The sequence below is a fragment of the Truepera radiovictrix DSM 17093 genome, assembly GCF_000092425.1.
Classification (GTDB): Bacteria; Deinococcota; Deinococci; order Deinococcales; family Trueperaceae; genus Truepera; species Truepera radiovictrix.
On record NC_014221.1, the window covers coordinates 2114949 to 2138839 of the forward strand.

A 23891-nucleotide genomic window follows, 5' to 3' on the forward strand; every position below is an offset into this window, starting at 1 on the left:
CGGGCTAGGCGCTGCAGCACCAAGCGCTATCAGCGCAGTTGCACGGCGCGTTACCCGGGGCGTAGAGGCTTAAGCGCCGTCACGCACGGCGACAGTCGGAGATAGACGACAGACGGAGATGAACGGAGCCAGGCTCTCGAAGGCACCCCGCCTCGGCTCCGGGCTATTTCGCCCCGTAAAGTGGCAACGACACCCGCCCCGAGACCGTCACGGGCGTCGGCAGCAGGGTGTAAGAGGTGGCGTACTGCGGGTGGAAGGTAAAGACGAGCAGCCCGAGCTCATCGCCCGCCGAAAGCTGCGCGCTCACGCCGACGAGCTCGAGAGTGTGGTCTCCTAGACCGCGCAGTGGCGCGAGCTGATCGTTAACGAGCTCGACCCTGCCACGCGCGTTGCGCCGGCCTAGCCCCACCAGCACAATAGGCGCTTCTGGATTGGGCGCACCTTCGAGGCGAAGCTCCGCCGTCGGTAGACCCACGAGCGCCCGCGGCGCCTCTACCAGCTCGAGGGGGACGAAGCGGTACGCGGTCGTCAGCTCAGCGCGCTCTTCGTACGAGAGGAGCGCCAAAAGGTTGGGAACGTCACGCGCCAGTGTCTCGGGAGCGCCAAGGCCAGCCACGGCGCGCGCGACGCGCAAGGACGCGTCGGCAGGTAGATGACGCAAAAGGGCTTCGAGGCGGCTGGGCGAGAGGCGGCGAAGCAGCGTCAAGGTGCCCTCTACAAGGGGGCCATTTGTCAACGTCGTGGTCGGCACGGTCCGGCTTACGCCCCCCACCGGTATCTCCTTGAGCAACACGCCACTCGCGTCGTTTTGGGTTACGCAGAGCTGCGGAACGGCGAGTCCCCGTCGGCCCAGCAGCTTCTCCTGCAGAAAGCTGACCATCAGTTCGGCCGTATCAAGCCGCCGCCCCCCGCAGACCACGGTGCTTTTGATCCCCGAGACCGAGGCGTCTTGTAACACCGGGAGCTGATGCCCCCCGCCCTGCACGAGAAGCCGCACGTCGTTGCCGGCGCGGCGCAAACAAGCCGCTTGACGTGCGGCCTCATTCAGATTGAAGAGCGTGTCGTTCACCCCCTGCACCAAAAACGCCGCCACGCGCGGCACCTGGCGGCCCTCGAGGTTGTCGCAAAACGACGCGAGCGAGTTGCGGTAGACGCGCTCCAAAACGGGCTCAGGTACGCGCTTGAGGGCGAGCGCGCTGAGAAACGCCTCCGGGATAAAGGGGTCGAGCCGTCCCCTTGAACCGACCAACCCACCGGCAAAGAGCAGGTCAATCCATAGCGACTTGGGTACCCCCCCTGGATTCAGACTGTAACGCAGGTCAAACCAGGTTCCCGAGGGCACAATAGCGTCAAAGCGCCCGTCTAGCGCCGAGCCGATAAGCTGAAACCCACCGCCATACGAGTAGCCGAGCGCCCCCACCAGTGGGTCACCCTCGCGGTAGCGCAGATACGGGCCCAAGTTGGCTTCCGCCCAATCGAGAATCGCGCGGACGTCGCGCCCCTCGAAGTCGGGGTCCATCACCTTGACGCTGCCGCCGCTCTCGCCAAAACCGCGCTGGTCGAAGGTGATGACGAACATGCCGCGCTGCCACGCCTTAAGCGCGGCGCGCACCGTCGTGTCCGTGGCCGCATCCGACCTCAAGTCCTTCGAGCGGCTGCCCCCGAAGCCGTGCCCGTGCAACACCAGCGGGGCGCGCTGCCCACGGGCGAGGGCGGGCTGAAACACGGTTGCGGCGATCGGCGTACCGTCAAACGAGGTGATGGTCACGTCGTAGGCGGCGCGCGCCAACGCGCCACCGCGCTGGCGCAGCGCCTCAACCGGCGGTGGGGTCGGGGTCGCGTTTGAACACGCGACCAACACGAGCGTCAGGAGAAGCCAAGACACGCTGACGTTACGGCGCCACATAGAAACCGCCTCCCTTAGTGCCCCGGCCACACCAGCCTACCCCGTCGGGATCGTGGGCTTCTCCCTCGGGCCAGGTGTCGCCGTACACCAACCTTTTTTCGACGCCCCCCACGCAGCCACCACGCCAGCTAACGCCTCGAGCTCGCCGCGGCCAGCGTGAGGCGCTAGCCCCTCAAAGCCGCACCCGCACAAACCGGTCTTTGCCGCGCTGCAACACCACGGGCGCGTCCAGGCGCACCTGCAAGTTGACGTCCTCGACCACCTCGCCGTCAAGCTTTAAACCGCGGTTTTGAATAAGGCGCCGCGCGTCGCCGTTCGAGGTGCTGAGCCCCGCCAGGGTGGCGAGCTTGCAGACCCAAATCACCCCGTCTTGGGTGGCGTCGGCGCTCAGCGTGAGTTCCGGCACGTCGTCGGGGATACCGCCCTTGGCGACGTGGTCGTAGCGCGCTTCGGCCTCCTGAATCGGTTCGGGACCGTGATAGAGCCGGACGAGTTCGCGGGCAAAGACCCGGTGCGCCTCTTTAATGTCCTGCTCGATAAGCGCTCTTGCCTCGCCCAGGGGAAACGAGGTGCACAGCTCGAAGTAGCGGTAGAGCAGCGCGTCGGGTACGAGCATGGCTTTTTTGAACATCACCTCGGGCGCTTCGGCGACGCCGATATAGTTGCCCAGCGACTTCGACATCTTCTCGACGCCGTCTAGGCCCTCTAAAAGCGGCATGGTCAAGGCGACCTGGGGAGCTTGGCCATACGCGCGCTGCACGTCGCGGCCCACGAGCAGGTTGAAGAGTTGGTCGGTGCCGCCGAGCTCGACGTCGGCGCGGATCGCCACCGAGTCGTACGCTTGGGCGAGCGGGTAGAGAAACTCGTGGATGCTGATGGGCACCCCCGCCGCGTAGCGCTTTGTAAAGTCGTCGCGCTCGAGCATCCTCGCGACGGTGTAGCTCGAGGCCAGCTTGATGAGTTCGGCAAACCCCAAAGGCGCCAGCCACTCCGAGTTGTAGCGCAGCTCGAGCTTGTCCGGATTCGGGTCCAAGATCTTGGTGGCCTGCGCGACGTAGGACTCGCTGTTGCGCCGCGTCTGCTCCAGCGAGAGCACCGGGCGGGTCTTGCTCTTGCCCGAGGGGTCGCCGATGGTGGCGGTAAAGTCGCCGATGATCAAGACCACCTTGTGCCCCGCGTCCTGAAAGTCGCGCATCTTGCGCAGCACCACCGCGTGCCCGAGGTGGAGGTCCGGGCTCGAGGGATCCACCCCGAGCTTGACCCTTAGGGGGCGGCCCTCGCGCCGCGCGAGCGCGAGCTTCTCCTCTAACCCGCCCTCCGGCACGAGGTGCTCGGCGCCGCGCAACAGCCTCTGCATCTCTTCTATTACATTGCCGGGACGCCCGGTACCAGACCCACCGGGGCCGGGCTTAAGTCTAGGGCCACTAGGCCCCCGGCGGGTACTAGCCCCACTAGGGCCGGGCTCGGTGCCCGTACTAGTGCCGGTACTAGTGCCCGTGCCTTCGGCGGACGCTCCGCTCGGCACTCCGTGACGCTCCGCGCTACTAGTGGCGCTGACCTCTAGGTTACCGGCATCGCCGGTGCGCCCGGTACTAGGCCCATCGGGGCCGGGCTTGGTGCCCGTACTAGGGGCGCTGGCCTCTGTGACTCGCTGACTCACCCGCTCAGTATGCCACGCGCGTGCCGGGGCGCCAAACACCCCGATCGCGGCAGTTGCCCCCGTCGCTTCCGTCACCCTAGAGGGGAGGGTTACACGCGCGCCCGGCGGCGACCTGTTAGAGTCGAGGGCGTACGTCAGGTCGGGGGGCCCTTCGGGTCCCTCGGGGTTTTGGTAGCGACGAGCGGGTCGGCAACCCGCGATGAGGTGACCGGCATCGTCGGGAGTGCGCAGCTGCGCGGAGCGGCGCCTGGAGGCGTTGACCTCTAGGTTACCGGCATCGCCGGACGCCTGGAGGCGTTGACCTCAAAGGTTACCGGCATCGCCGGGACGCCTGGAGGCGTTGACCTCAAAGGTTACCGGCATCGCCGGGACGCCTAGAGACGTTGACCTCAAGGTTACCGCACGACGCATGCGGAGGAGATGTGGAGGCGCTATGCGTTTAGGCATGATTGGACTTGGACGGATGGGCGGCGACATGTCCCGCCGCCTGCTCGCAGATGGTCATGAGGTCGTGGTCTACGACCTGAGCGAAGCGGCGGTGGGAGCGCTCGCCGCGGCGGGCGCGCACCCCGCGCGCAGCGTCGAGGACCTCGTGGCGCAACTCAGCGCACCCCGCGTGCTCTGGCTGATGCTGCCCTCGGGCACCGTTACCGAGAGCGCTTTTGGAGAAGCGCTCGCCGCCCTCTCGGAGGGCGACGTGCTCGTCGACGGCGCTAACTCACACTGGAAAGATTCGTGCGAGCGGGCCGAGCGGGCGGCGAAGCGGGGCGTTCACTTCGTCGACGCGGGCGTCTCGGGGGGCGTGTGGGGGCTCCGCGAGGGGTACAACCTGATGATCGGCGCGAGCCCCGAGGCCTTCGGGGTGCTCGAGCCCGCCCTGAAGTCGCTCGCTCCGGCGGGCGGTTACGCCCACGTCGGCCCCGCGGGCAGCGGCCACTTCGTCAAGATGATCCATAACGGCATCGAGTACGCCATGATGCAAGCGTACGGCGAGGGCTTCGAGGCGCTCGCCGCTTACCCTCACGCCGAGCTCGACCTGCACCAGATCGCTCGGCTCTGGACGCGCGGTTCGGTGGTGCGCTCGTGGCTTTTGGAGCTCGCCGCCCGCGCGCTCGAAAAAGACGTGCGCCTAGCGGACGTCCGCGCCTACGTCGACGATTCGGGGATGGGCCGCTGGACGGTCCTCTACGGGGTCGAAGCGGGGGTGCCGATGGCGGCGATTTCGGCGGCGCTCTTCGCGCGCTTTTCCAGCCGCCAGACCGACTCGTTCGCCGCCAAGCTCGCCGCCGCGCTGCGTAACGAGTTCGGCGGCCACGCGCTGCACAGGCTCCCCGAAGGCGAACGGGAGGTCGAATGACGCCTACGCAAAACGGCGAACACCGCTGCGCGTTCGTCATCTTCGGCGCGAGCGGCGACCTCGCCGCCCGCAAACTCCTGCCGGCGCTTTTCGAGCTGCACCTGCGCGGCGCGCTGCACCCCGAGACCGCCCTGGTCGGGTTTTCCCGCCGCGACTGGTCGGACGACACCTTTCGGGAGCGCGCCCGAGCGGCGCTGCAAGAACACGCCCCCAAGAGCTTCGACGAGGCGGCTTGGGCCGAACTCGCACCCAGGCTGTCGTTCGTCTCCGGCGGTTACGACGACGCCGAGGCCTACCAAAAGCTAAAAGAGCACCTCCAAAACCTGGGCCAAGACAACCGCCTCTTCTACACCTCGACACCGCCGAGCACCTACGCCCCTATCGCCGAGCGCCTCGGCGAAGCGGGTATGGCCAGAAGCGCCGGATGGGTGCGCCTCATCGTCGAGAAACCTTTCGGCCACGACCTTAGAAGCGCTAGGATGCTCAACGAAACGCTCCTCAAGCACTTCCGCGAGGAACAGATCTACCGCATGGACCACTACCTCGCCAAGGAGACCGCGCAGAACATCGCGGCGCTACGCTTTGCCAACGCGCTCTTTGAACCCACCTGGAACTCGCAGTACGTCGACCACATCCAGGTCACGATGGCCGAACCCATGGGGATGGAGGGGCGCGGCGGTTTTTACGACGAGGTCGGGGTGATCCGCGACGTCATCCAAAACCACCTCCTGCAGCTCGTGGCCCTGACCGCTACCGAACCTCCCGCCCGCTACGACGCCAAAAGCGTGCGCGACGAAAAGGTCAAGGTGTTTCAGGCGATGGCGTGCTCCAACCCGCAACACGCGGTGATCGGCCAGTACCGCGGTGACGGGCGCGTCAAGGGTTACCGCGAGGAAGAGGGGGTGGACCCGCGCTCGCGCCAGGGCACCTACGCCGCGCTGGAGCTGCGCATCGACAACTGGCGTTGGGCCGGCGTGCCCTTTTTCGTCCGCAGCGGAAAACGCCTCAGAGCCAAGTCGAGCGAGATCGTTATCGTCTACAAGCGCCCTCCGCACATCCCCTTCGAGCTGCGCGCGCCGGTGCAGCACGACCGCATCGTCTTGCGGCTGCAACCCAACGAAGGCATCAGCCTCCGCTTCAACGCCAAAAAGCCGGGGCAGGGTATCAGCTTGAGCCGCGCCAGCATGGACTTCTACTACGACAAAGAGTTTCGCAGCCGTAACCCCGACGCCTATGAAACGCTGCTCGAGGATGCCATGATGGGTGACGCCACGCTCTTTATGCGCGCCGACGAGGTCGAGGCGCAGTGGCGCGTGGTGACCCCGCTTTTGGAAGCCTGGGAGGCCTCATACGACGAACCGGCCTTTTACGACGTCGGCAGCTGGGGGCCCGACGAGGCCAACGACCTGCTCGCCAAACGCGGGCGCACCTGGCATACGCCGGCGGTGGAGTAAGCCAGAAGCCAGATGTCAGGAGTCAGTAGCCAGTAGGTGGTTAGGTTGCGCCTTGCAAGCTACACGCCACCCTCTTAGCGCCAGCTAACGCATCACCAGCCAAAAGGAGCGAGCATGTCCGACCAACAAGACGATCAAGCCGACAGCCAAGCCCGCAACCCCGACCGCGCGCAGCCCGAACTCACCGAGCTCAACCTGCTCATCCAAGAGCTCGAGAACGAAACCGACCCGGAGCGCAAAGCGGCGCTGCGGCGACAGCTCGAGCAGATGGAGCGCGAGGTCGGGGAGGCGAACAGCCGGTAGAGCCGCCACGCTAAGCTACAGCTCCTCCCGAGCCGAGCGCGTACGCTCAAAAGGTGGCGCTCGCCGTGGACCTCACCAACCTCGACCTCTGGGCGGTGGTGACCCAGCTGCTCCGCAGCCTCGACCTTTTGGGCGTCGCGCTGCTCGCGACCGCGCTCGCGCCCGAGCTCCTGCTCCCCTTGGTCGGCTTTTTGGTCTTCCGGGGCGAGTTCGGGTTTTGGGGCGCGCTGCTCGCCGCCACGGCGGGGGCGATGCTCGGTCAGTGGGCCATCTACCTAGCCGCCCGGGCCGTCGGTGAGGCGCGCCTGCTCGCCTTAAGCCGCCGCTACGGGCGCTTGCTGAGCGAGCGGGACGTGCGGCGGGTGTTGGCGCTCTCCGAGCGCTTCGGAGCGCCTCTGGTGCTCTTCGGACGCGCCATTCCCACCCTGCGGAGCCTCGTGTCGGTACCCGCTGGGCTGCGCAGGATGCCGCTCGGGCGCTTTTCCGTGTTCACGGCGCTCGGTACGGGTTCGTGGAACGCGCTGCTGCTCTACGCGGGGACGCTTTTGGGCCGCAACTGGCGACAGGTCACCCAGGTGCTGCAGAGCTACAGCGCAGCCGTCTGGGTGCTCCTCGCGCTCGCCGTAGCGGGGCTCGTCGTGCGGCGGCTTGGGCTGGAGCGCGTATAAGCGCACCCGCACGAGGTCGTCGCCACGACCGACCACCGGCACCACCTGGCTGCCCGCGCCCGCTCCCGTCCACCCCCCCCCTCGGGGTTTGCGACTCGCCCTTTTGTGGCTTGCCATGAAGTAAGCCCCGCGCGTATTCGCTATAAAGGCCTCCATACATGTCGCTCTTTCTAGACAACCTGCTAGGGTTTATCGTCGGGGTCATCGACCTGCTGGGTTACCCCGGCCTCATCGTGCTGGGGGCGCTCGTGCCACCCGAAGCGGTGCTGCCGTTTGCCGGTTTTCTCGTCGCCTCAGGCGAGCTGACCTTCCTCTGGGCGCTGCTCGCGGCGACGCTCGGCGCCACCATCAAGCACGGCGCCTTTTTTCTCGTGGCGCGCTCCCTCGGCACCGAACGCATCCGCGAGGTCGTCGAGCGTTACGGGAAGTTTTTTCTGCTCTCGACGAGCGGGCTCGAGCGCGTGCTCGCCCTTTTTGAGCGGGTGGGGGGGCGCCTCGTCTTTTTCGGGTGCTTCGTCCCCAACGTGCGCACGCTCGTCGCCGTCCCCGCGGGGTGCGCGCGGATGCGCCTGTGGCGCTTTTTGTCGGTGCACACCCTCGGCACCCTGCTCTGGAACGGCGGGCTGCTGCTGGCCGGCACCCTCGTCGGCCGCAACTGGGAGGTCGTGCGCGACGCCCTTTCGACCTACAAGCAGGTGATCTACGTCGGCCTCGGCCTCCTCATCCTCGGCGCCCTGCTCAAGCGCTTCTGGCCGCGCTTGCGGGCCAAAGGGGCGTCTTAACCAGCCTCGGCGCCCCCCGTCTCCGCCGCGCGCACCTCCGGCGCTTTGAGCACCGACGCCCGCTCGTTGTCGAAGGCGCTAAAGAACGCCACCACCGCCTCGGCTGCCACGCGGCCCATCCCGGGTATCCGGGCGAGCTCGTCGACGCCCGCGCTTTTAAGCTCGTCGATACTTGAAAAGCGCGCCAAAAGCGCGTCTCGGCGGGCGGGGCCGATCCCTGGGATGTCGTCCAGGACGCTCCGCGTCATCGCCGCCCCGCGCTGCTTGCGGTTAAAGCCGACCGCCGTGCGGTGCGCCTCGTCGCGGATGTTGATCAGTAGGCGCAGCGCGGGGTGCGTCTCGGGGACCAAGATCTCGGGCGCCCCCTCGCGGATGATGGTCTCCTGCTTTTTGGCGAGCCCCAGCAGGGGCAGCTCGAGCCCGGCGTCTTTGAGCGCGCGACGCGCCGCCGAGAGCTGCCCCTTGCCGCCGTCGATAAGGAGCAGGTCGGGCACGGGCAGTTTGTCGGCGAGCGCCCCCGTAAAGCGCCGGTAGACCGCCTGGTGCATGGCGTAAAAGTCGTCGGGGCGCGTCAGACCCGTGATCCGCATTTTGCGGTACTCGGACTTTCTGGCTCGCCCTCCCTCGAAGACGACGATGGAGGCGACCGTGTGGGTGCCCATGAGGTTACTGATGTCAAAGCCCTCGATGCGGTAGGGCGCGCTCTCGAGACCGACGAGCGCCTGCAGCTCCTTGACCCCCGGCGCCTCACCGCGCCGCTCGAGGAGCGCGAGCTCGGCCTCGAGCCCCGTGTGGGCGTTGCGTTCGGCCATCCCCATGAGCTCGACTTTGTCGCCGCGCTGCGGCACCCGGAGCTCGACGCGCTTGCCCGCGCGCTCCGACAAAAACGCGCTCCACACGTCCAGGTCGATCTCCTGCGGGACCAAGACCAGAGGCGGCACCTGCATCGCCTGACCGTAGTAGTCGGCCATGAAGCGCTCTAAAATCTCCGCCGGGCTCGCCCCCTCGGCGTTGGTCAAAAAGCGCTTGTCGCGCCCCACGACCCGCCCGCGCCGCATCTGAAAAAGCTGCACCATGGCGAAGTTGCCCGCTTGAGCGACGCCCAAAAAGTCGAGGTCGTCTTCTGAAGCGCGCGTCACGTCCGAGTCGTAGCCGGTCAGGCGCTGCAGCGCCTGGAGGCGGTCGCGGTAGAGGCGGGCGAGCTCGAAGTCTTGCCGCGCGGCGGCGGCGCGCATCTCGCTCTCGAGCTGCTCGGCCGTACCGGCGACGTCACCCTCCAAAAACGCGCGCACCTGACGGACGACCTTGGCGTACGCCTCCTCGGAGACGTTGTCGATGCACGGGGCGAGGCAGCGGCCCATGTGGAAGCGCAAGCAGGGTTTTTTGCGCTTTTGCAGCGGTACCCCGCTGTTTTGCCGCAGCGGGAAGATCGCGCCGACGAGCTCCTGCACCTTGCGGACCGCGCCGGGGTTGGGGTAGGGCCCGAAATAGGTCGCCCCGTCTTTAAGGACGCGCCGGGTAAAGAGGAGCATCGGGTAGGCTTCGCGGGTGAGCTTTAAAAAGGGGTAGCTCTTGTCGTCTTTAAGGAGCACGTTGTAGTGCGGCTTAAAGCGTTTGATGAGGTTCGCCTCGAGGATGAGCGCCTCGACCTCGGACTTGGTGACGATAAACTCGAGCCGCTCGGCGCGGTTCCGGATGAGCTGCGCCTTCTGCGCCGCCGTGGCGCTAAAGTAGCTGCGCACCCGGCTGCGCAAGTTGACGGCTTTGCCGACGTAGATGACCTCCCCGCCAGGGGCGTGAAAGAGGTAGCAACCGGGTTTGGTGGGCAACACGGGGAGTTCGGCGGCGGTCATCGAAACCCAGTTTACCGCGCCCAGAGCCCGCCTTTTGACCCCGGCCTACCTCGTTTGGCGCCACAGGAGGCGCCAGAGCAGCCCCAGGGCGAGCCACCCCAGACCGGTCAGCCACACGGCCGTTTCGACGAAGAAGGCGAGCCCCGCGCACGCCACGAGCCCCGAGAGCGCGACCGCGGGCCCGTAGAGCCGCTCCTCGGCGGGGAGGCGCAGGGCCGCCAGGTTGGTCAGGGCGTAGTAGACGAGGACGAAAAAGGCGCTAAACGACCAGGTCGTGCGCACGTCGCCCGTCAGCGTGAGGAGCGCAATGACGCCCCCGACGAGCAACGTCGCCACCGCCGGCGAGCCGCGCGCGTCGAGGCGGGCGGTCACGGCGGGGACGTCGCCGCCGCGACCCATCGCGAAGAGCACGCGAGAAAGCCCCAGCACGAGGTTAAGGAGCACCCCGAGCATGGCGGTCATGGCCCCGATGCTAACAAGCAGCGCGGTCCCCGGGAGGGCGAACGAGCGCGCGGCAAGCGCCAGGGGCGCAGCGCCCCTTTGCGCCTCGGCGAGCGCGTCCGCCCCGACCACGCCGACGCCGACCACCGCCACCGCGGCGTAGAGGAGCAGGGTGACGAGTAGCGTCGTGACGATCGCCCAGGGGATCGTGCGGCGCGGGTCACGCACCTCTTCGCCCAACGTCGCGACGCGCCCGTAACCGGTGTAGGCCACGAACATGAGCGCGGTCGCGTGCAGCAGCTCTCGCCAACCGCCCTCCCCCGCCCCGACCGGCCACAGGGGGACGAGGTTGGCCGAGCGCACGCTCGGCAACCCGGCGGCGACAAAGAGCAGGAGCGAAAAGAGGGTCACGGAGACGATGGCGAGGTTTGTGGCGCTCGAGCGCCTCACCCCGCCGAGCACCACGAGCGTGGTCCCGGCGGTTGCCGCGAGCGCCAGCAACGCGAGCGCCCAGGGGGCGTGCACGCCCAGGAGCCCCAACAGGTAGCCGCCGAAACCGAGCGCCGCCGTCGCCGCCGAGGCGCTTTTGGCGACCAGGAACGACCACCCCGCCAAAAAACCCAGCCAAGGGTTAAGGTAGCGGTACCCGTACGCGTAGGTGCCGCCCGCGACCGCGTAGTTGGCCGCGAGCTGCGCGCTCGAGAGCCCGTTGAAGGTCGCTAGAAGCGCCCCCAAAAGCACCGCGAGCACCACCGCGGGCCCCGCGACACCCGCCGCGATCCCGATGGAGACGAAGACCCCCGTGCCGATAATCGACCCGAGACCGACGATGACGGCCCCCGGGAAACCTAGGTGGCGTGTGAGCTGCTGCACAGGCGAGTCTACCGCACGGGCGTCAGCTTAGCGCCACCCCGCGCGAGCTCCGGTCGCAGGGGAGGGCCCAGAGGCTTGACAAAAGGCTAGGGGCTCGGCCATACTCTGGGGAAAGCTAACACGTGTTAGTAGAGCGAGCGCCCGTCGAAACCGCCCTTCGCCTTGCGTCGCCGCCCGGTTTTAGCCCCAACGGTCGCTTATGGAGGTGCAGGTGGCTCTCACGACGTCAGCCGAACCGCCCCGCCGCGAACGGAGCGCCCTAAAGCGCGCGTTCACCAAAGAGGCGCTTACCGCCTGGCTCTTTATCCTCCCTAGCTTCGTGGGCTTTTTCTTTTTCTACGCGCTCCCCGCCTTTCGCGGCCTGATGATCTCGTTTACCGACTGGAACCTCCTGCGCGACCCCAACCCGGTCGGGCTCGCCAACTACGAGCGGATGCTCGCCGACCCGCTCTTCTGGAACGCCTTGCGGGTAACAGGCCTCTACGTCCTCGCCAACATCCCCATCCAGACCGTCCTGGGCCTTTTGCTCGCCGTGCTGATGAGCCGCCTTACGACCTCGATGTTCGTGCGCGGCACCCTGATCCTGCCCTACTTGATGTCGAACGTCATCGTGGCTCTTATGTGGCTCTGGCTGCTCGACCCGCTGCTGGGGTTCGGCAACGCGCTGCTGCAGATGTTGGGCTTTAGTCGGCAGCCCTTTTTCGGCTCCCCGGATCAGGCCATCTGGACGATCGCGGCGGTCAACATCTGGCGCCACATGGGTTTTACCGCGCTCCTCTTTTACGCCGGCATGCAGGGCATTCCGGGGTCCTTGTACGAAGCGGCCCGCATCGACGGCGCCTCGGAGAACCGGATGTTTTGGAACATCACCCTGCCGCTCCTGCGCCCCGTGACGGTGTTCGTGCTGGTCACCTCGCTCATCGGGTCGTTTCAGATCTTCGACACGGTCGCCGTCACCACGCAGGGTGGGCCGGTCAACGCGACGCGGGTGCTGGTTTGGTACATCTACGAGAACGCCTTCCAGTTCTCCAACATGGGCTACGCCACCGCGCTCTCAATGACGCTCTTTGCCATCCTCATCGTGATCACCCTTTTGCAGCTCCGCTTTCTCCGCTCCGACCAGTCCGACTTGGCTTAGGAGGCCGCCATGGTAGAGTCCACGACCGCTCGAGCGTCCGCAAGGCACCGCCCCGGCGTCCCCTGGGGGCGCATCTTGGCCTGGGCTGCGCTGGTGCTGCTCCTCGTCATCACGCTGCTGCCCTTCTGGGTGGTCATTAAAACCGCCTTTTCGAGCCAGCGCGCGCTCTTCGGCGCCGCCGGCTCGCTCCTACCCGCCGACCCCACGCTCTTCAACTTCCGCCGCGCCCTGGGGCTCGCGAGCCTGGAGGAGATGATCGCCGCAGGGGGTTCGGGGCAGAGCCTCAACTTTTTGCTCTACCTGCGCAACTCGGTCATCTTCACGGGCCTGATCGTCGTGTTTCAGATTTTTTTCTCCGCCATGGCGGCCTACGCGTTTGCCCGCCTGAAGTTCCCGGGGCGCAACCTCATCTTCCTGCTCTACCTCGCCGCCCTGATGGTCCCCGGGATCGTGCTCTTCATCCCCAACTTCGTGCTGATTCGCCAGCTCGGTTGGCTCAACACCTTCCAGGGGATGGTGGCGCCTTACCTCTTGATGACGCCCTTTGCCGTCTTTTTCCTGCGGCAGTTTTTCTTGTCGCTGCCGCGTGAGCTCGAGGAGGCCGCCCGCCTAGACGGCGCGAGCCCCTTCGGCATCTTTTGGCGCATCGTCTTGCCGATCAGCCAAACCCCCCTGGCGACGCTCGCCATCTTGACCACCATCAACATGTGGAACGAGTACTTCTGGCCGTTTCTGGTGGGGCGCCAGGAGAACGTGCGCGTTCTCACCGTAGGTCTTGGGATCTTCCAGAGCCAGACGCCGCAGGGCGTCCCCGACTGGACGGGGCTCATGGCCGGAACGCTCCTCAGCATCATCCCGATATTTCTGCTGCTGCTCTTTTTGGGCCGCCGCATCGTCGATTCGCTCGCCTTCAGCGGCCTGAAGTAGGGGCCTGAAGTGATCTAACCAGGAGGTGCGCCCGTCAGAGCTGAAGCAGACAGGAGAAAGTAGTCAGCAGTCAGTAATCAGCAGCCAGTAGCCAGGAACCCCACGCCACGAAGGAGAACCGATGAGCCAGCTTCACCGCCTCGCCCTTTTAAGCGCCCTTAGCGCCATCACCGGCACCGCGCTCGCCCAGACCACCATCCGCTACACCCTTTGGGACGCCAACCAACTCCCCGCCTACCAGCAGTGCGCGGACGCTTTTAGCGAGCAGAACCCCGACATTCAGATCGCCATCGAACAGCTCGGCTGGGACGACTACTGGACGAACCTCACCACCGGCTTCGTCGCGGGGACCGCGCCGGACGTGTTTACGAATCACCTCTCGCGCTACCCCGAGTTCGTCGCCAACAATCAGCTCGTGGACCTGCAACCCTTGGTCGAGCGCGACGGTGTCGATACGGAGCAGTATATCGGCGACCTAGCGGAGCTCTGGACGCGCGACGGCGCCCGCTACGGGCTCCCCAAAGATTGGGACACCGTCGCCGTGTTCTACAACGTCGCCATGCTTGAGGAAGCGGGGATCGACCCCGCGGTGATGGAGGACTGGACCTGGAACCCCGAGGACGGCGGCACCTTTCAGGAGGTCGCGGCGCAGCTCACGCTCGACGCTAACGGCAACAACGCGCTGTCGCCCGACTTCAACCCCAACAACGTGCGGCAGTACGGCTTTATCCTCCCCGGCGAGGGGGGTGGCGGCGGGCAGACCGAGTGGAGCCACTTCGCGGCCTCGAACGGCTGGACGGCCGTCAACGAGATCTGGGGGAACGAGTACTACTACGACGCCCCCGAGTTCATCGAGACCATCAGCTGGCTGCAGGACGTGGTCAACAACCGCCGGCTGTCGCCGCTCGTGTCGGACGTCGCGGGCATCGGGGCGAACGCGCTCTTCGCCGCCGGTCAGGGCGCGATGGTCACCGACGGCTCGTGGATGATCGGTCAGTACATCAACAACTCGCCCTTTGAGGTCGGCATCGCCCCGCTCCCCATCGGCCCCGAAGGGCGCAAAAGCATGTTTAACGGGCTGGCGGACTCCATCTGGGTCGGCAGCCAACACCAAGACGAGGCCTGGGAGTGGGTGAAGTTCCTGGGTTCGGCCGAGTGCCAGAACCTCGTCGGCGCCGCCGGGGTGGTCTTCCCCGCCATTCAGTCGGGGGTCGACGCGGCTATTGAAACCTGGGAGGCGCGCGGCGTCGACGTCACCCCCTTTACCGACCTCGCGGCCGAAGAGGGCGCGACCTTCCTCTTCCCCATCACCGACAACTACGCCCGGGTCACCTCGATTCTCACCAACGCGCTGCAGAGCATCTTTATCCAAAACGCCGACGTCGAACAGACCCTGACCCAAGCCAACGCGGAGATCAACGCGCTGTTCCAGTAAAGTATAGGTGACGCGCTGTGCTGCTCCAGGGCAGCACAGTCCACATACGCCCCCCACGTACGCCCCTCCAGGGGCGCGCCGTCTTAGGAGCCTCGTGACCAAAATCACCTTTATCGGTGCCGGCAGCACCGTGTTCGCCAAAAACCTCCTCGGCGACATCCTGAGCTTTCCCGAGCTCGCGGGCGCCGAGATCGCGCTTTTTGACATCGACGCCCAGCGCCTAAAGACCTCGGAGGTCGTCGCGCACAAAGTCGCCGACGCGCTCGGCGCCAAACCCCGCATCCTCGCCACCACCGACCGTGAGCGGGCGCTCGACGGCGCCGATTACGCGCTCAACATGATCCAGGTCGGCGGGTACAAACCCGCGACGCTCATCGACTTCGAGATCCCCAAAAAGTACGGTCTGCAGCAGACCATCGGCGACACGCTCGGTATCGGCGGCATCATGCGGGCGCTGCGCACCGTCCCCGTGCTTTTGGCGATGGCGCGCGACATGGAGCGGCTCTGCCCGGAGGTACTGCACCTCAACTACGTCAACCCGATGGCGATCAACTGCTGGGCGCTAAGCCGCGCCTCGAGCGTCCGCACCGTCGGCCTCTGCCACAGCGTGCCGCACACGGCGGGCGAGCTCGCGCGCGACCTCGGCGTGCCGGTAGGTGAGATCACCTACCGCGTCGCGGGCATTAACCACGTGGCCTTTTACCTCACCTTCGAGCGCCGCGGCGAGGACCTCTACCCGGCGCTCCGGCGGATCGTCGACGAGGGGCGGGTGCCCGAGACCAACCGCGTGCGCTACGAGATGCTGCGGCGGCTCGGGTACTTCGTCACGGAGTCCAGCGAGCACTTTTCGGAGTACGTGCCGTGGTTTATCAAACGCAGCCACCCGGAACTCGTCGAGGCGTTTAACATCCCCATCGACGAGTACCTGCGGCGCTGCGAGTTTCAGATCGCCAGCTGGGAGCGCATGCGCGCGCTTCTCGAGGACCCCGCGACCCGGTTCCGGGTCGAGGACACCGCGAGCGAGCACACCGACCACACCCCCACGGACGGCTCGGTACGCGACGAGGCGAGGCTCACCGAGCAGCTGCTCACCATCAAGCGCTCGCCGGAGTACGGCTCTTTGATCATCCACTCGTGTGAAACGGGGGAGCCGCGCGTGGTCTACGGCAACGTGATGAACCGTGGGCTTATCGACAACCTCCCCGAGTGCTGCGTCGAGGTACCCTGTCTGGTCGACGGCAACGGGGTGCAGCCGACCAAGGTGGGCGCGCTGCCGCCGCAGCTCGCCGCGCTGATGCAGACCAACGTGAACGTGCAGGCGCTCACCGTCGAGGCCATCTTGACGGGGCGCAAAGAGCACCTCTACCACGCGGCGATGTTTGACCCGCACACGGCGGCCGAACTCAGCTTGGAGGAGATTCACGACCTCGTCGATGACCTCTTGGCGGCGCACGGCGACTGGGTGCCGGAGGCGTTTCGCCCCCCGCACCGACGCGAGCTCGCCCTGTAGCCACCCGCTACGCCCGCGCTAGGCGTAAACTAACCCTTAGGTGGCTAAGCAACCCCCTCCGACGAAGCGCCCGGCAAAACGCCCGACGAGCTTTGAGGTCGCCGAGCTCGCGGGCGTGTCGCGGAGCACGGTGTCTTTGGTGTTAAACGGGGTGCCCAAAGCCAACATCAGCCAGGCGACGCAGCAGCGCGTGCTCGAGGCGGCGCGGGCGCTCGGCTACGTGCCCTCGGCAGCCGGGCGCACCTTGGCGAGCGGCCGCACGCGGACCCTGGGGCTTTTAATCTGCCACGCCGAACACTTAAGGGTCGACGCCTTTATCCCGCAGGCGCTTTTTGGCCTCAACCAGGTCAGTCAGCGCTACGGCTTTAAGGTGATCGTCGAGGCGGTCGAGGAGCCGCGGCCGGGGGCGTACCTCGAGCTCGTGCGGGCCAAACAGGTCGACGGCTTGGTGGTGCTCAACCCGCGGCGGGGCGACGCGCAGCTCTCGGAGCTCGCGCGCGAGGGGTTCCCGTTGGTCATCATGGGCGCCTCTGAGATACCGGAGGTGTGCACGGTCTCGAGCCGCGACAACACCCTCGGCGCGCGGCGGGCGGTAACGCACCTCATCGCTCTGGGGCACACCCGCATCGCCCACATCTCGTACGGGGGGCTCGAGTACCGGGGCGCCGAGGAGCGCTTCGAGGGCTACCGGCGCGCGCTCGAAGCGGCCGGTCTCCCCTTCGAGGGGGCGCTCGTGCGCGAGGGCGACTACAGCGCCGAGAGCGGCTTTTCGGCGATGGCGTCGCTTTTGGAGGCCGGAGCGGGCTTCACCGCGCTCTTCGCCTCGAACGACACCGTGGCGCTGGGCGCGATGGCGGCGCTTCGGGAACGCGGCCTCAGGATCCCCGAAGACGTTGCCGTCGTCGGTTACGACGACATCCCGCTGGCCGCCTTCGCGGCGCCGCCGCTCACGACCGTGCGCTCCCCGGCGCTCGAACACGGTCGGCTCGCCGGGGAGATGCTCGTCAGCTTGATCCGCGGCGAGCGCCCGGAGCGCACCCAGGTCGACTTTGAGCTCGAGCTCGTGGTGCGCGCGTCGTGCGGCGCCGCGTCGCCCCCGAGGCGCTAAGCGACCTCTGACGGCGTGACCTCGTCGCTTGGACGCACCGCCGTCTCCCCCAGACCCAAATTGCGCCGCAAGAGCGCCTCGGGGTCGGGGTCACGCCCCATGAACTCGCGAAAGAGCACCTCGGGGGGGGCGCTGTCGCCGCGCGACAAGATGGCCTCGACGAAGGCGCGCCCCGTCTCCGGATTAAAGAGCCCCTCGCGCTGAAAGCGGGAGAAGGCGTCCGCGTCCAGCACCTCGGCCCACTTGTACGAGTAGTAACCGGCGGCGTAACCCCCCGCGAAGATGTGCGTAAAGGCGGTGAGGAAGCTGTTGTGGGCGAACTCGGGGCGGATAGCAAAGGGCGCCATCACGCGCTGGGCGAACCCCACGGGGTCGCCCGAGGCCGGGTCGTAGGTGATGTGCAGCGCCAAATCGACGGCGCCATAGGAGAGCTGGCGCATCTGCGCGTTCGCCCCCGCAAAGGTGCGCGCGGCCCGCAGCTTGTTAAAGAGCTCCTCGGGGAGCCTCTCGCCCGTGTCCACGTGGCGGGCGAAGAGGTCCAAGGCGGGACGCTCCCAGCACCAGTTCTCCATGATCTGGCTCGGCAGCTCCACAAAGTCCCAGGCGACGTTTGTACCGGCGCGCGCGCGCACCGAGACGCGGCTCAAGCAGTGGTGGAGCAGGTGACCGAACTCGTGAAAGGTGGTCTGCACCTCGCTGTGTGTCAGCAGCGCGGGGCGCCCCCCCTCGGGCGGCGAGAAGTTGGCGGCAATCAGCGCGACGTGCGGGTCAAACCCCCCTGCCGTCGGCCCCCCCGTGATGAGCGGGTTCATCCAGGCGCCGCTGCGTTTGTCCTCGCGCGGGAACCAGTCCGTATAGAACGACCCCAGGTGCGTCCCCGAAAGGTCGTGGAGGTCGTAGTAGGCGACGTCGGGGTGCCAGACCTCGGGGTTGTCGCGGCGCGTCACGCGCACGCCGAAGAGCGTTTCGGTGAGCTCGAAAAGCCCGGCGAGCACCCCCTCGAGCGGGAAAAAGGGGCGCAGCGCCTCCTCGTCGAAGGCGTAGCGCTCGCGCCGCAGCCGCTCGGTGACAAACGCGACGTCCCAGGGTTGCAGCTCACCGAGCCCCAGGGCCGCGGCGAAAGCGCTCAGCTCCGCGACCTCGCGCTGCCAGTGGGGGCGGGTGCGCTCGGTGAGCTCCGTAACGAAGGCCAGCGCGCGCGCGCCACTCCCCACCATGCGCGGCTCGAGCGCGTAGTCGGCGTGGTCGGGGTAGCCGAGCAGCTGGGCGCGCTCGCGCCGCAGCGCCAAGATGCGCCCGATCACCTCGCGGTTGTCGAACGCCCCCCCGCTGGCGCGGCTCGTGTAGGCGCGGTACATCGTCTCGCGCAACGCCCGGTTCTCCGCGTAGGTCATAAAGGGGACGTACGAGGGCGCCTGCAGCGTAAAGCGCCACCCCGAGAGCCCTTTGGCCTCGGCGCTCGAGCGGGCGCGCTCGAGCGCCGAGGCGGGCAACCCAGCGAGGTCGGCCTCGTCGGTCAGGAGGAGCTCGAAGGCGTTGGTGGCGTCGAGGGTGTTCTCGGAGAACTTCGCCCCGAGCTGCGACAGCTCGACGTTGATCGCCTCGAGGCGGGCCTTGTCGGCGCCGCTCAACTCCGCCCCGGCGCGCCGAAACTCCTGCAGAGTCTTCTCGAGGTGCCGCCGCGCCACCCCCTCTAGGCGCGCGGCCTGGGGGCTCTCGGCTGCCTCTTTCACGGCCCGCCAGAGCCCTTCGTGCAGCGGCAGGCCCGTTAAAAAGGCCGTGTAGCGCGGCAGCACCGCGTTATACGCGGCTCGCAGCTCGGGCGAATCTTGGACCGAGACGAGGTGCGCCACCAACCCCATGGGCCGACTTAAGCGCTCGGTCAGCGCGTCGAGCGCCAAGATGGTGTCGAAGGTGCGCGGCCCGGAAGCCGTGACGAGCGCCTCTAAGGCCGTCTGGGCCTCCGCGAGGGCCGTATCCAAAGCTGGTTCGACGTGGTCGGGGCGAATCGCTGAAAAGGGAACGCGCGGCTCCCGCGAAAGAAGTGGGTTCATGGGAACTCCTCTGACAAGGCGGCGTAGATCGCGAGGCAACTCCTGTCACCTTACCACGGCGCCCAAAGAGCTCCACGGTATTACGAGTAAGGTGCCGCGAGTACGGCGCCCCAAGCGCGGCGCTACAAACCAAGTAGGCGCGGCGCAGCGAGAGCACTCGCGCCTAGCGGGACGCGAGCAGCGCGTAAGAAAGCTGTGAGAGCCGTTCCGGTAGCTTGTGCTTCATGAACGCAGCCACGCCACCCAAGCGGGCGCTTTTTAATTGGTTGGAAGGTGCGTTGGCAATTGGGGCCGTGCTCCTCGTTTTGGGGCCCCTGTTTTGGGCGTACGCCGCGCTCTACGAGCGTACGGCGGATGGGTTTACCCCCCTAGTGGCGCTGCGCTTCGCCCTCGCGCTCCCCCCCCTGGTGATGTTCGGCTTGTCGTTTTCCCTGCGCGGCGCGCTCCCCGAAGAGGTCGGTTTTGCGCTGCGCGTCACCACCCTCGGCCTCACCTTCTGGAGCGCGTTCGAGGCGCTCTTCGACCTTTTAGCGCCACACGAAGCGAGCGACTGGTTGGAGCTCCTCTTTATGTCGCTGGTCACCTGCGGCCTCCTCGCGCACCTCGCGGCGAGCGTCAGGAGCGTGCAGCGCGCGCAGCAGCGGGCGCGCGACGCGGCCGAGCGCGACCCGCTCACTGGGCTTTTCAACCGCCGCGGGATTGAACACCACTACGCGGCGCTCCCCCCCAAAACCCCCCTTACGGTGATGATGCTCGACCTCAACGGCCTGAAAAGGCTCAACGACCTCGGCGGGCACAGCGAAGGGGACGCGCACCTGCGCCTCGTGGCGCAGACCCTACAGGCACACCTGCCTAGAGCCCTCCTCGGGCGCTGGGGCGGCGACGAGTTCGTCGCCCTGCTGCCGCACTGCACCGCGCAGGAGACGCGCGCCCGCCTCCTCAAGGTCGAAGGGGTGCTGCAGCGCCACACCGGCCCCCACCCCTTCGCCGCCGGTTGGGTCGAGACCCGTAGCGGCGAACCCTTGGGCCGCGCCGTCGCGCTCGCCGACGCCCGCATGTACGAGCAGAAAGAGGCGCAGCAGCAAGAGCAGCTGCGCCTCACCGGGGAGCGCGTCGCCTTCGGCGCCGAGGCCTTCGCCGCGCGCATCTTGCACCTCGAGCGCCCCGAAGAGGTGATCGGCGTGGGGCTCGCGACCGCGCGCACGCTGCTCGGCTTCGACACGGCGCTCTACTTCGAGCGCCGCGGCGAGGCGTTCGAGCTGCGCGCCGCCGACGGCTACCGCGCTGAAGAGCTGCCCCGGAACGGGCAGCTGCACACCCTGCATAAGGGCCGCGGGGTGAGCGGCCAGGTGCTGCAGCGCGGCGCCGCGGTGTGGGAGAGCGACTACCCGAGCAGCCCCCTGGCGCTCCCCGAATACGTCGCGGCGGGCGTCAAAAGCCTCATCAGCGTCCCCGTACGCGACCGCGGCGCGATCGTCGGGGTCTTTAGCCTGGTGATGTTGAGCACCTGGAAAGCGATCACCCCGGCGGCGCGGAGCGTGCTCGAGGGGGTGGCGCTGCGGCTCGGGCACGCCCTCGAGCACCGGCGCGTGCTCGGCGAGGTGCGCGCGACCCTCGAGGGGGGGCTGCTCGCGCTCGGGGTGGCGCTCGAAGCGCGCGACCTCGAGACGGCGGGGCACACGCAGCGCGTCGTAGAGGGGGCCGAGCGGCTCGCGCGGGCGCTCGGCCTCCCCGCCGAGCTCACCGAGGCGCTCCGCTTCGGCGCCTACTTGCACGACATCGGCAAGCTCGCCGTACCCGACGCCGTGCTGCTTAAACCCGGCAAGCTCACCCCCGAGGAGTGGGAGGTGATGAAGCTGCATAGCAGCAAGGGCTTCGACATCGCCTCGAAGCTGCCGACGCTGCACCCGGAGGTGCTCAACGTCATCCGGCACCACCACGAACGCTGGGACGGCGGCGGCTACCCCGACGGCCTCGCCGGTCGCGCCATCCCCTTGGTCGCCCGCATCTTCGCCGTCTGCGACGTTTACGACGCGCTCACCTCAGCGCGCCCCTACAAACCGGCGTGGAGCCCCGCCGCGGCGCGGCGGGAGCTCCTCGCCCAAGCGGGGCGGCAGTTTGACCCGGAGGTCGTGCGGGCGTTTCTCGCGCTGCCCGACCCCCCCGATACCACCCCCCGCGCAGCACCCCCCGCGCACCGAACGGCGCCCCTAAGAACGCCCGAGGCCGCGCCGCCCTAGGAAGACGCGTCGGGCCTTGAGCGGGCGATGTGCCGCGAGCGTGCGCAGCGTGCGCAACAGGATCAGGCTGGCGACCAACAGCTCACCACCGTCCTCGAGCACGGTCAGGAGCTCGTCGCGCCGCAAGAGCGAGGCGATGAGCTCGAGCGCGTCCGCCACGACCACCCCGGACGTGGCGGCCCAAAGCGGCCACGCGGGCAGCGACGCGGCGGACGCCAGGGTGAAGAGCGCTGGCGGTGCGTGCCCCCACCCGAGCGCCGCGGCGAGCAGCGGCAGCGACACCGGAGCGTGCGCCGCCCAAAAACCCCCTAGCGCGTGTGGGAGCAGCGCACCGTGCAACAGGTCGAGCACTCCACCCAACAGGGTGAAGGGGACGAAGAGCCCAACCATCTGCCACCAGTGCGCCCTGTCGGCGCTCGAGCCCCGGTAGTAGGCGGCCACGAGCCCCGCCGCGAGGGGTAGCCCCAGCGCCAACCAGAAGAGCAGCTCACCGACGTCCCACGCCCGCAGGCCGTGAAGGGGCGGCAACGCGTGGACCAGCGCGGCGCTCGCGCGCTCGTGCAGCGAGAGGGCGTCGTCGAGGCCCACAAACCCGAAGACGAGCGTCCAAGCAGCGGCGCTCCGGTAGCGGGTGCGGTAAAAGAGCCGGAGCGAGGCGAAGGTCAGCGCGAGCAGCTTGAGGTGCTGCCACCGCTCCGGCACCCCCCCTTCGGCCTCGAGCCGCCAGCTCAGGGGCAGCTCCCCGTACCCGGGAGCGAGGCGCAGGTGCACAGCGATAAAGAAGAGGTCGACGCCGAGGAGCAGGGCCACGAGGGCACCCGTGCGAAGGCGCCGCAGCGGGGGCGGCATACCGGCCATCATAGGGGTTTTGCACCCGCGCGGGGTGACGCGTGGCCAGCTCCGCGCGCCGACACCCCCCCACCTCAGCAGCACCCCTGCGGGAGCGGCTGCGGTGGTCTCAGCGAGGGCTCACGCGGGGACGCGTAGGGCGAGCGCGAGCGCCTCCCCACCGCCGATGCAGATCGACGCCACACCGCGCCCGCCACCGCGCCGCCTCAGCGCGTGCGCAAGCGTCCCCACGATGCGCGCCCCCGAAGCGCCGATGGGGTGACCCAAGGCGACCGCGCCGCCGTGGACGTTGACCCGCTCGGGCGAGAGCCCCAGCTCCTGAAGTGCGGCCATCACCACCACCGCAAATGCTTCGTTGATCTCGAAGAGGTCGAAGTCGCTCGGGGACGCCGCTAGCTTTTTGAAAAGCCCCCGCATCGCCCCGACGGGCGCCACGGTAAACCACTCCGGGTCGGTCGCGTGGCCGCTATAGCCCTCGATCACGGCGAGCACCGGTAGCCCCCGCTCGCGGGCCGTCTCCTCGCGGCACACCACCGCCGCCGCCGCGCCGTCGTTGATCGTCGAGGCGTTCGCCGCGGTGACCGTACCCGCGGGGTCGAACGCGGGGCGCAGCGAAGCGATCTTGTCGAACTTGACGCGCGCGGGCTCCTCGTCCTCGCCGACTATCACCGTCCCCTTGCGCCCCGGCACCTCGACCGGCACGATTTCGTCCGCGAACGCCCCCGACGCGGCCGCCTCCTGCGCCCGCCGGTACGAGCGCTCGGCAAAGGCGTCTTGGGCCTCGCGCGAAAAGCTGTACTTGGCGGCGCACAGCTCGGCGCACGAACCCATGTGCTTGTCGTAGTAAGCGTCCCAGAGGCCGTCGTGCACCATGTGGTCGAGCAGCTGCTGGGTACCCATCCTGAGCCCCGCGCGCGCCCCCGGCAGCAGAAAGGGGGCGTTGCTCATCGACTCCATCCCCCCGGCGACGACGATCTCGGCGTCACCCAGGGCGACCATCCGCGCGGCCTGAATGATCGCCTCCATCCCGCTGCCGCAGACCTTGCTCACCGTGACCGCCGGGGTGCGGTCGTCAAGCCCCGCGTACCGCAGCGCCTGCCGCGCGGGCGCCTGCCCCATCCCCGCCGGCAAGACGTTACCCATAAAGACGGCGTCGACGTCCTTCGCCTCAAGCCCCGCGCGGCTCACCGCCTCGCGGATAGCGACCGCCCCTAGCTGCGACGCTTTAAGGGGTGAAAGCGCCCCCTGAAAGGCCCCGAAGGGCGTCCGCACGGCCGACGCGAGCACGACGTTCACCGGCGCACCTCGAGCGGTGCGGCTAAACGGTTGGGCG

18 protein-coding genes are annotated in these 23891 nt (G+C 67.8%); 11 read left to right on the forward strand and 7 right to left on the reverse strand.

Going from position 1 to position 23891, the window contains the following annotated elements:
* Window positions 1-163: 163 nt before the first annotated feature.
* A complete protein-coding gene (locus TRAD_RS09740; RefSeq protein WP_013178446.1) occupies window positions 164-1906 on the reverse strand; it encodes an alpha/beta hydrolase in 1743 nt (580 codons plus the stop codon).
* A gap of 172 nt (window positions 1907-2078) precedes the next feature.
* Window positions 2079-3263, reverse strand: coding sequence for a tyrosine--tRNA ligase (gene tyrS, locus TRAD_RS09745; RefSeq protein ID WP_013178447.1), 1185 nt, complete (start codon window positions 3261-3263; stop codon window positions 2079-2081).
* Window positions 3264-3999: 736 nt separating this feature from the next.
* On the opposite strand from tyrS, the gene gnd reads away from it, so the two are divergent.
* From gnd to TRAD_RS09770, 5 genes are all read left to right on the forward strand, one after another.
* Entirely contained in the window at window positions 4000-4923 is a 924-nt protein-coding gene (gene gnd, locus TRAD_RS09750; protein ID WP_013178448.1) for a phosphogluconate dehydrogenase (NAD(+)-dependent, decarboxylating), read from the forward strand.
* Window positions 4920-6377, forward strand: a complete 1458-nt coding sequence (gene zwf / locus TRAD_RS09755) for a glucose-6-phosphate dehydrogenase (RefSeq protein WP_013178449.1) — start codon at window positions 4920-4922, stop codon at window positions 6375-6377. Before gnd ends, zwf begins: the two co-directional genes overlap by 4 nt.
* Before the next feature lie 114 nt (window positions 6378-6491).
* Complete coding sequence (locus tag TRAD_RS09760) at window positions 6492-6680, forward strand: hypothetical protein (RefSeq protein WP_013178450.1); 189 nt, start codon at window positions 6492-6494, stop codon at window positions 6678-6680.
* 53 nt (window positions 6681-6733) lie between these two features.
* Window positions 6734-7348, forward strand: a complete 615-nt coding sequence (locus tag TRAD_RS09765) for a DedA family protein (protein WP_049773081.1) — start codon at window positions 6734-6736, stop codon at window positions 7346-7348.
* Window positions 7349-7506: 158 nt separating this feature from the next.
* Window positions 7507-8130: a DedA family protein gene (locus tag TRAD_RS09770; RefSeq protein WP_013178452.1), complete on the forward strand. Its 624-nt coding sequence runs from the start codon at window positions 7507-7509 to the stop codon at window positions 8128-8130.
* Here the strand turns inward: TRAD_RS09770 and uvrC are convergent.
* Window positions 8127-9983, reverse strand: coding sequence for an excinuclease ABC subunit UvrC (uvrC, locus tag TRAD_RS09775; protein WP_013178453.1), 1857 nt, complete (start codon window positions 9981-9983; stop codon window positions 8127-8129). The two genes, TRAD_RS09770 and uvrC, sit on opposite strands and share 4 nt — an antisense overlap.
* A 45-nt stretch (window positions 9984-10028) precedes the next feature.
* A complete protein-coding gene (locus tag TRAD_RS09780) occupies window positions 10029-11297 on the reverse strand; it encodes an APC family permease (protein WP_013178454.1) in 1269 nt (422 codons plus the stop codon).
* A gap of 211 nt (window positions 11298-11508) precedes the next feature.
* Here TRAD_RS09780 and TRAD_RS09785 point away from each other — a divergent pair, with 211 nt between their 5' ends.
* From TRAD_RS09785 to TRAD_RS09805, 5 genes are all read left to right on the forward strand, one after another.
* Entirely contained in the window at window positions 11509-12435 is a 927-nt protein-coding gene (locus TRAD_RS09785; RefSeq protein ID WP_013178455.1) for a carbohydrate ABC transporter permease, read from the forward strand.
* 9 nt (window positions 12436-12444) lie between these two features.
* Complete coding sequence (locus TRAD_RS09790; protein ID WP_013178456.1) at window positions 12445-13362, forward strand: carbohydrate ABC transporter permease; 918 nt, start codon at window positions 12445-12447, stop codon at window positions 13360-13362.
* A 121-nt stretch (window positions 13363-13483) separates the two neighbouring features.
* Window positions 13484-14797, forward strand: a complete 1314-nt coding sequence (locus TRAD_RS09795; protein ID WP_013178457.1) for an ABC transporter substrate-binding protein — start codon at window positions 13484-13486, stop codon at window positions 14795-14797.
* Between the two features lie 94 nt (window positions 14798-14891).
* Entirely contained in the window at window positions 14892-16307 is a 1416-nt protein-coding gene (melA, locus tag TRAD_RS09800) for an alpha-glucosidase/alpha-galactosidase (RefSeq protein ID WP_013178458.1), read from the forward strand.
* 40 nt (window positions 16308-16347) lie between these two features.
* Window positions 16348-17415, forward strand: coding sequence for a LacI family DNA-binding transcriptional regulator (locus TRAD_RS09805; RefSeq protein WP_013178459.1), 1068 nt, complete (start codon window positions 16348-16350; stop codon window positions 17413-17415).
* On the opposite strand, the gene TRAD_RS09810 is transcribed toward TRAD_RS09805, so the two are convergent.
* On the reverse strand, window positions 17412-19469 hold the full coding sequence (locus tag TRAD_RS09810; RefSeq protein WP_013178460.1) for a M3 family metallopeptidase: 2058 nt from the start codon (window positions 19467-19469) through the stop codon (window positions 17412-17414). The two genes, TRAD_RS09805 and TRAD_RS09810, sit on opposite strands and share 4 nt — an antisense overlap.
* A 278-nt stretch (window positions 19470-19747) precedes the next feature.
* On the opposite strand from TRAD_RS09810, the gene TRAD_RS15305 reads away from it, so the two are divergent.
* A complete protein-coding gene (locus TRAD_RS15305) occupies window positions 19748-21709 on the forward strand; it encodes a bifunctional diguanylate cyclase/phosphohydrolase (RefSeq protein WP_185095157.1) in 1962 nt (653 codons plus the stop codon).
* Here the strand turns inward: TRAD_RS15305 and TRAD_RS09820 are convergent.
* Together TRAD_RS09820 and TRAD_RS09825 are read right to left on the reverse strand one after the other, a co-directional pair.
* Complete coding sequence (locus TRAD_RS09820; protein ID WP_041947234.1) at window positions 21680-22558, reverse strand: hypothetical protein; 879 nt, start codon at window positions 22556-22558, stop codon at window positions 21680-21682. The two genes, TRAD_RS15305 and TRAD_RS09820, sit on opposite strands and share 30 nt — an antisense overlap.
* A gap of 120 nt (window positions 22559-22678) precedes the next feature.
* Window positions 22679-23854, reverse strand: coding sequence for a thiolase family protein (locus TRAD_RS09825; RefSeq protein ID WP_013178463.1), 1176 nt, complete (start codon window positions 23852-23854; stop codon window positions 22679-22681).
* Between the last annotated feature and the right edge of the window lie 37 nt (window positions 23855-23891).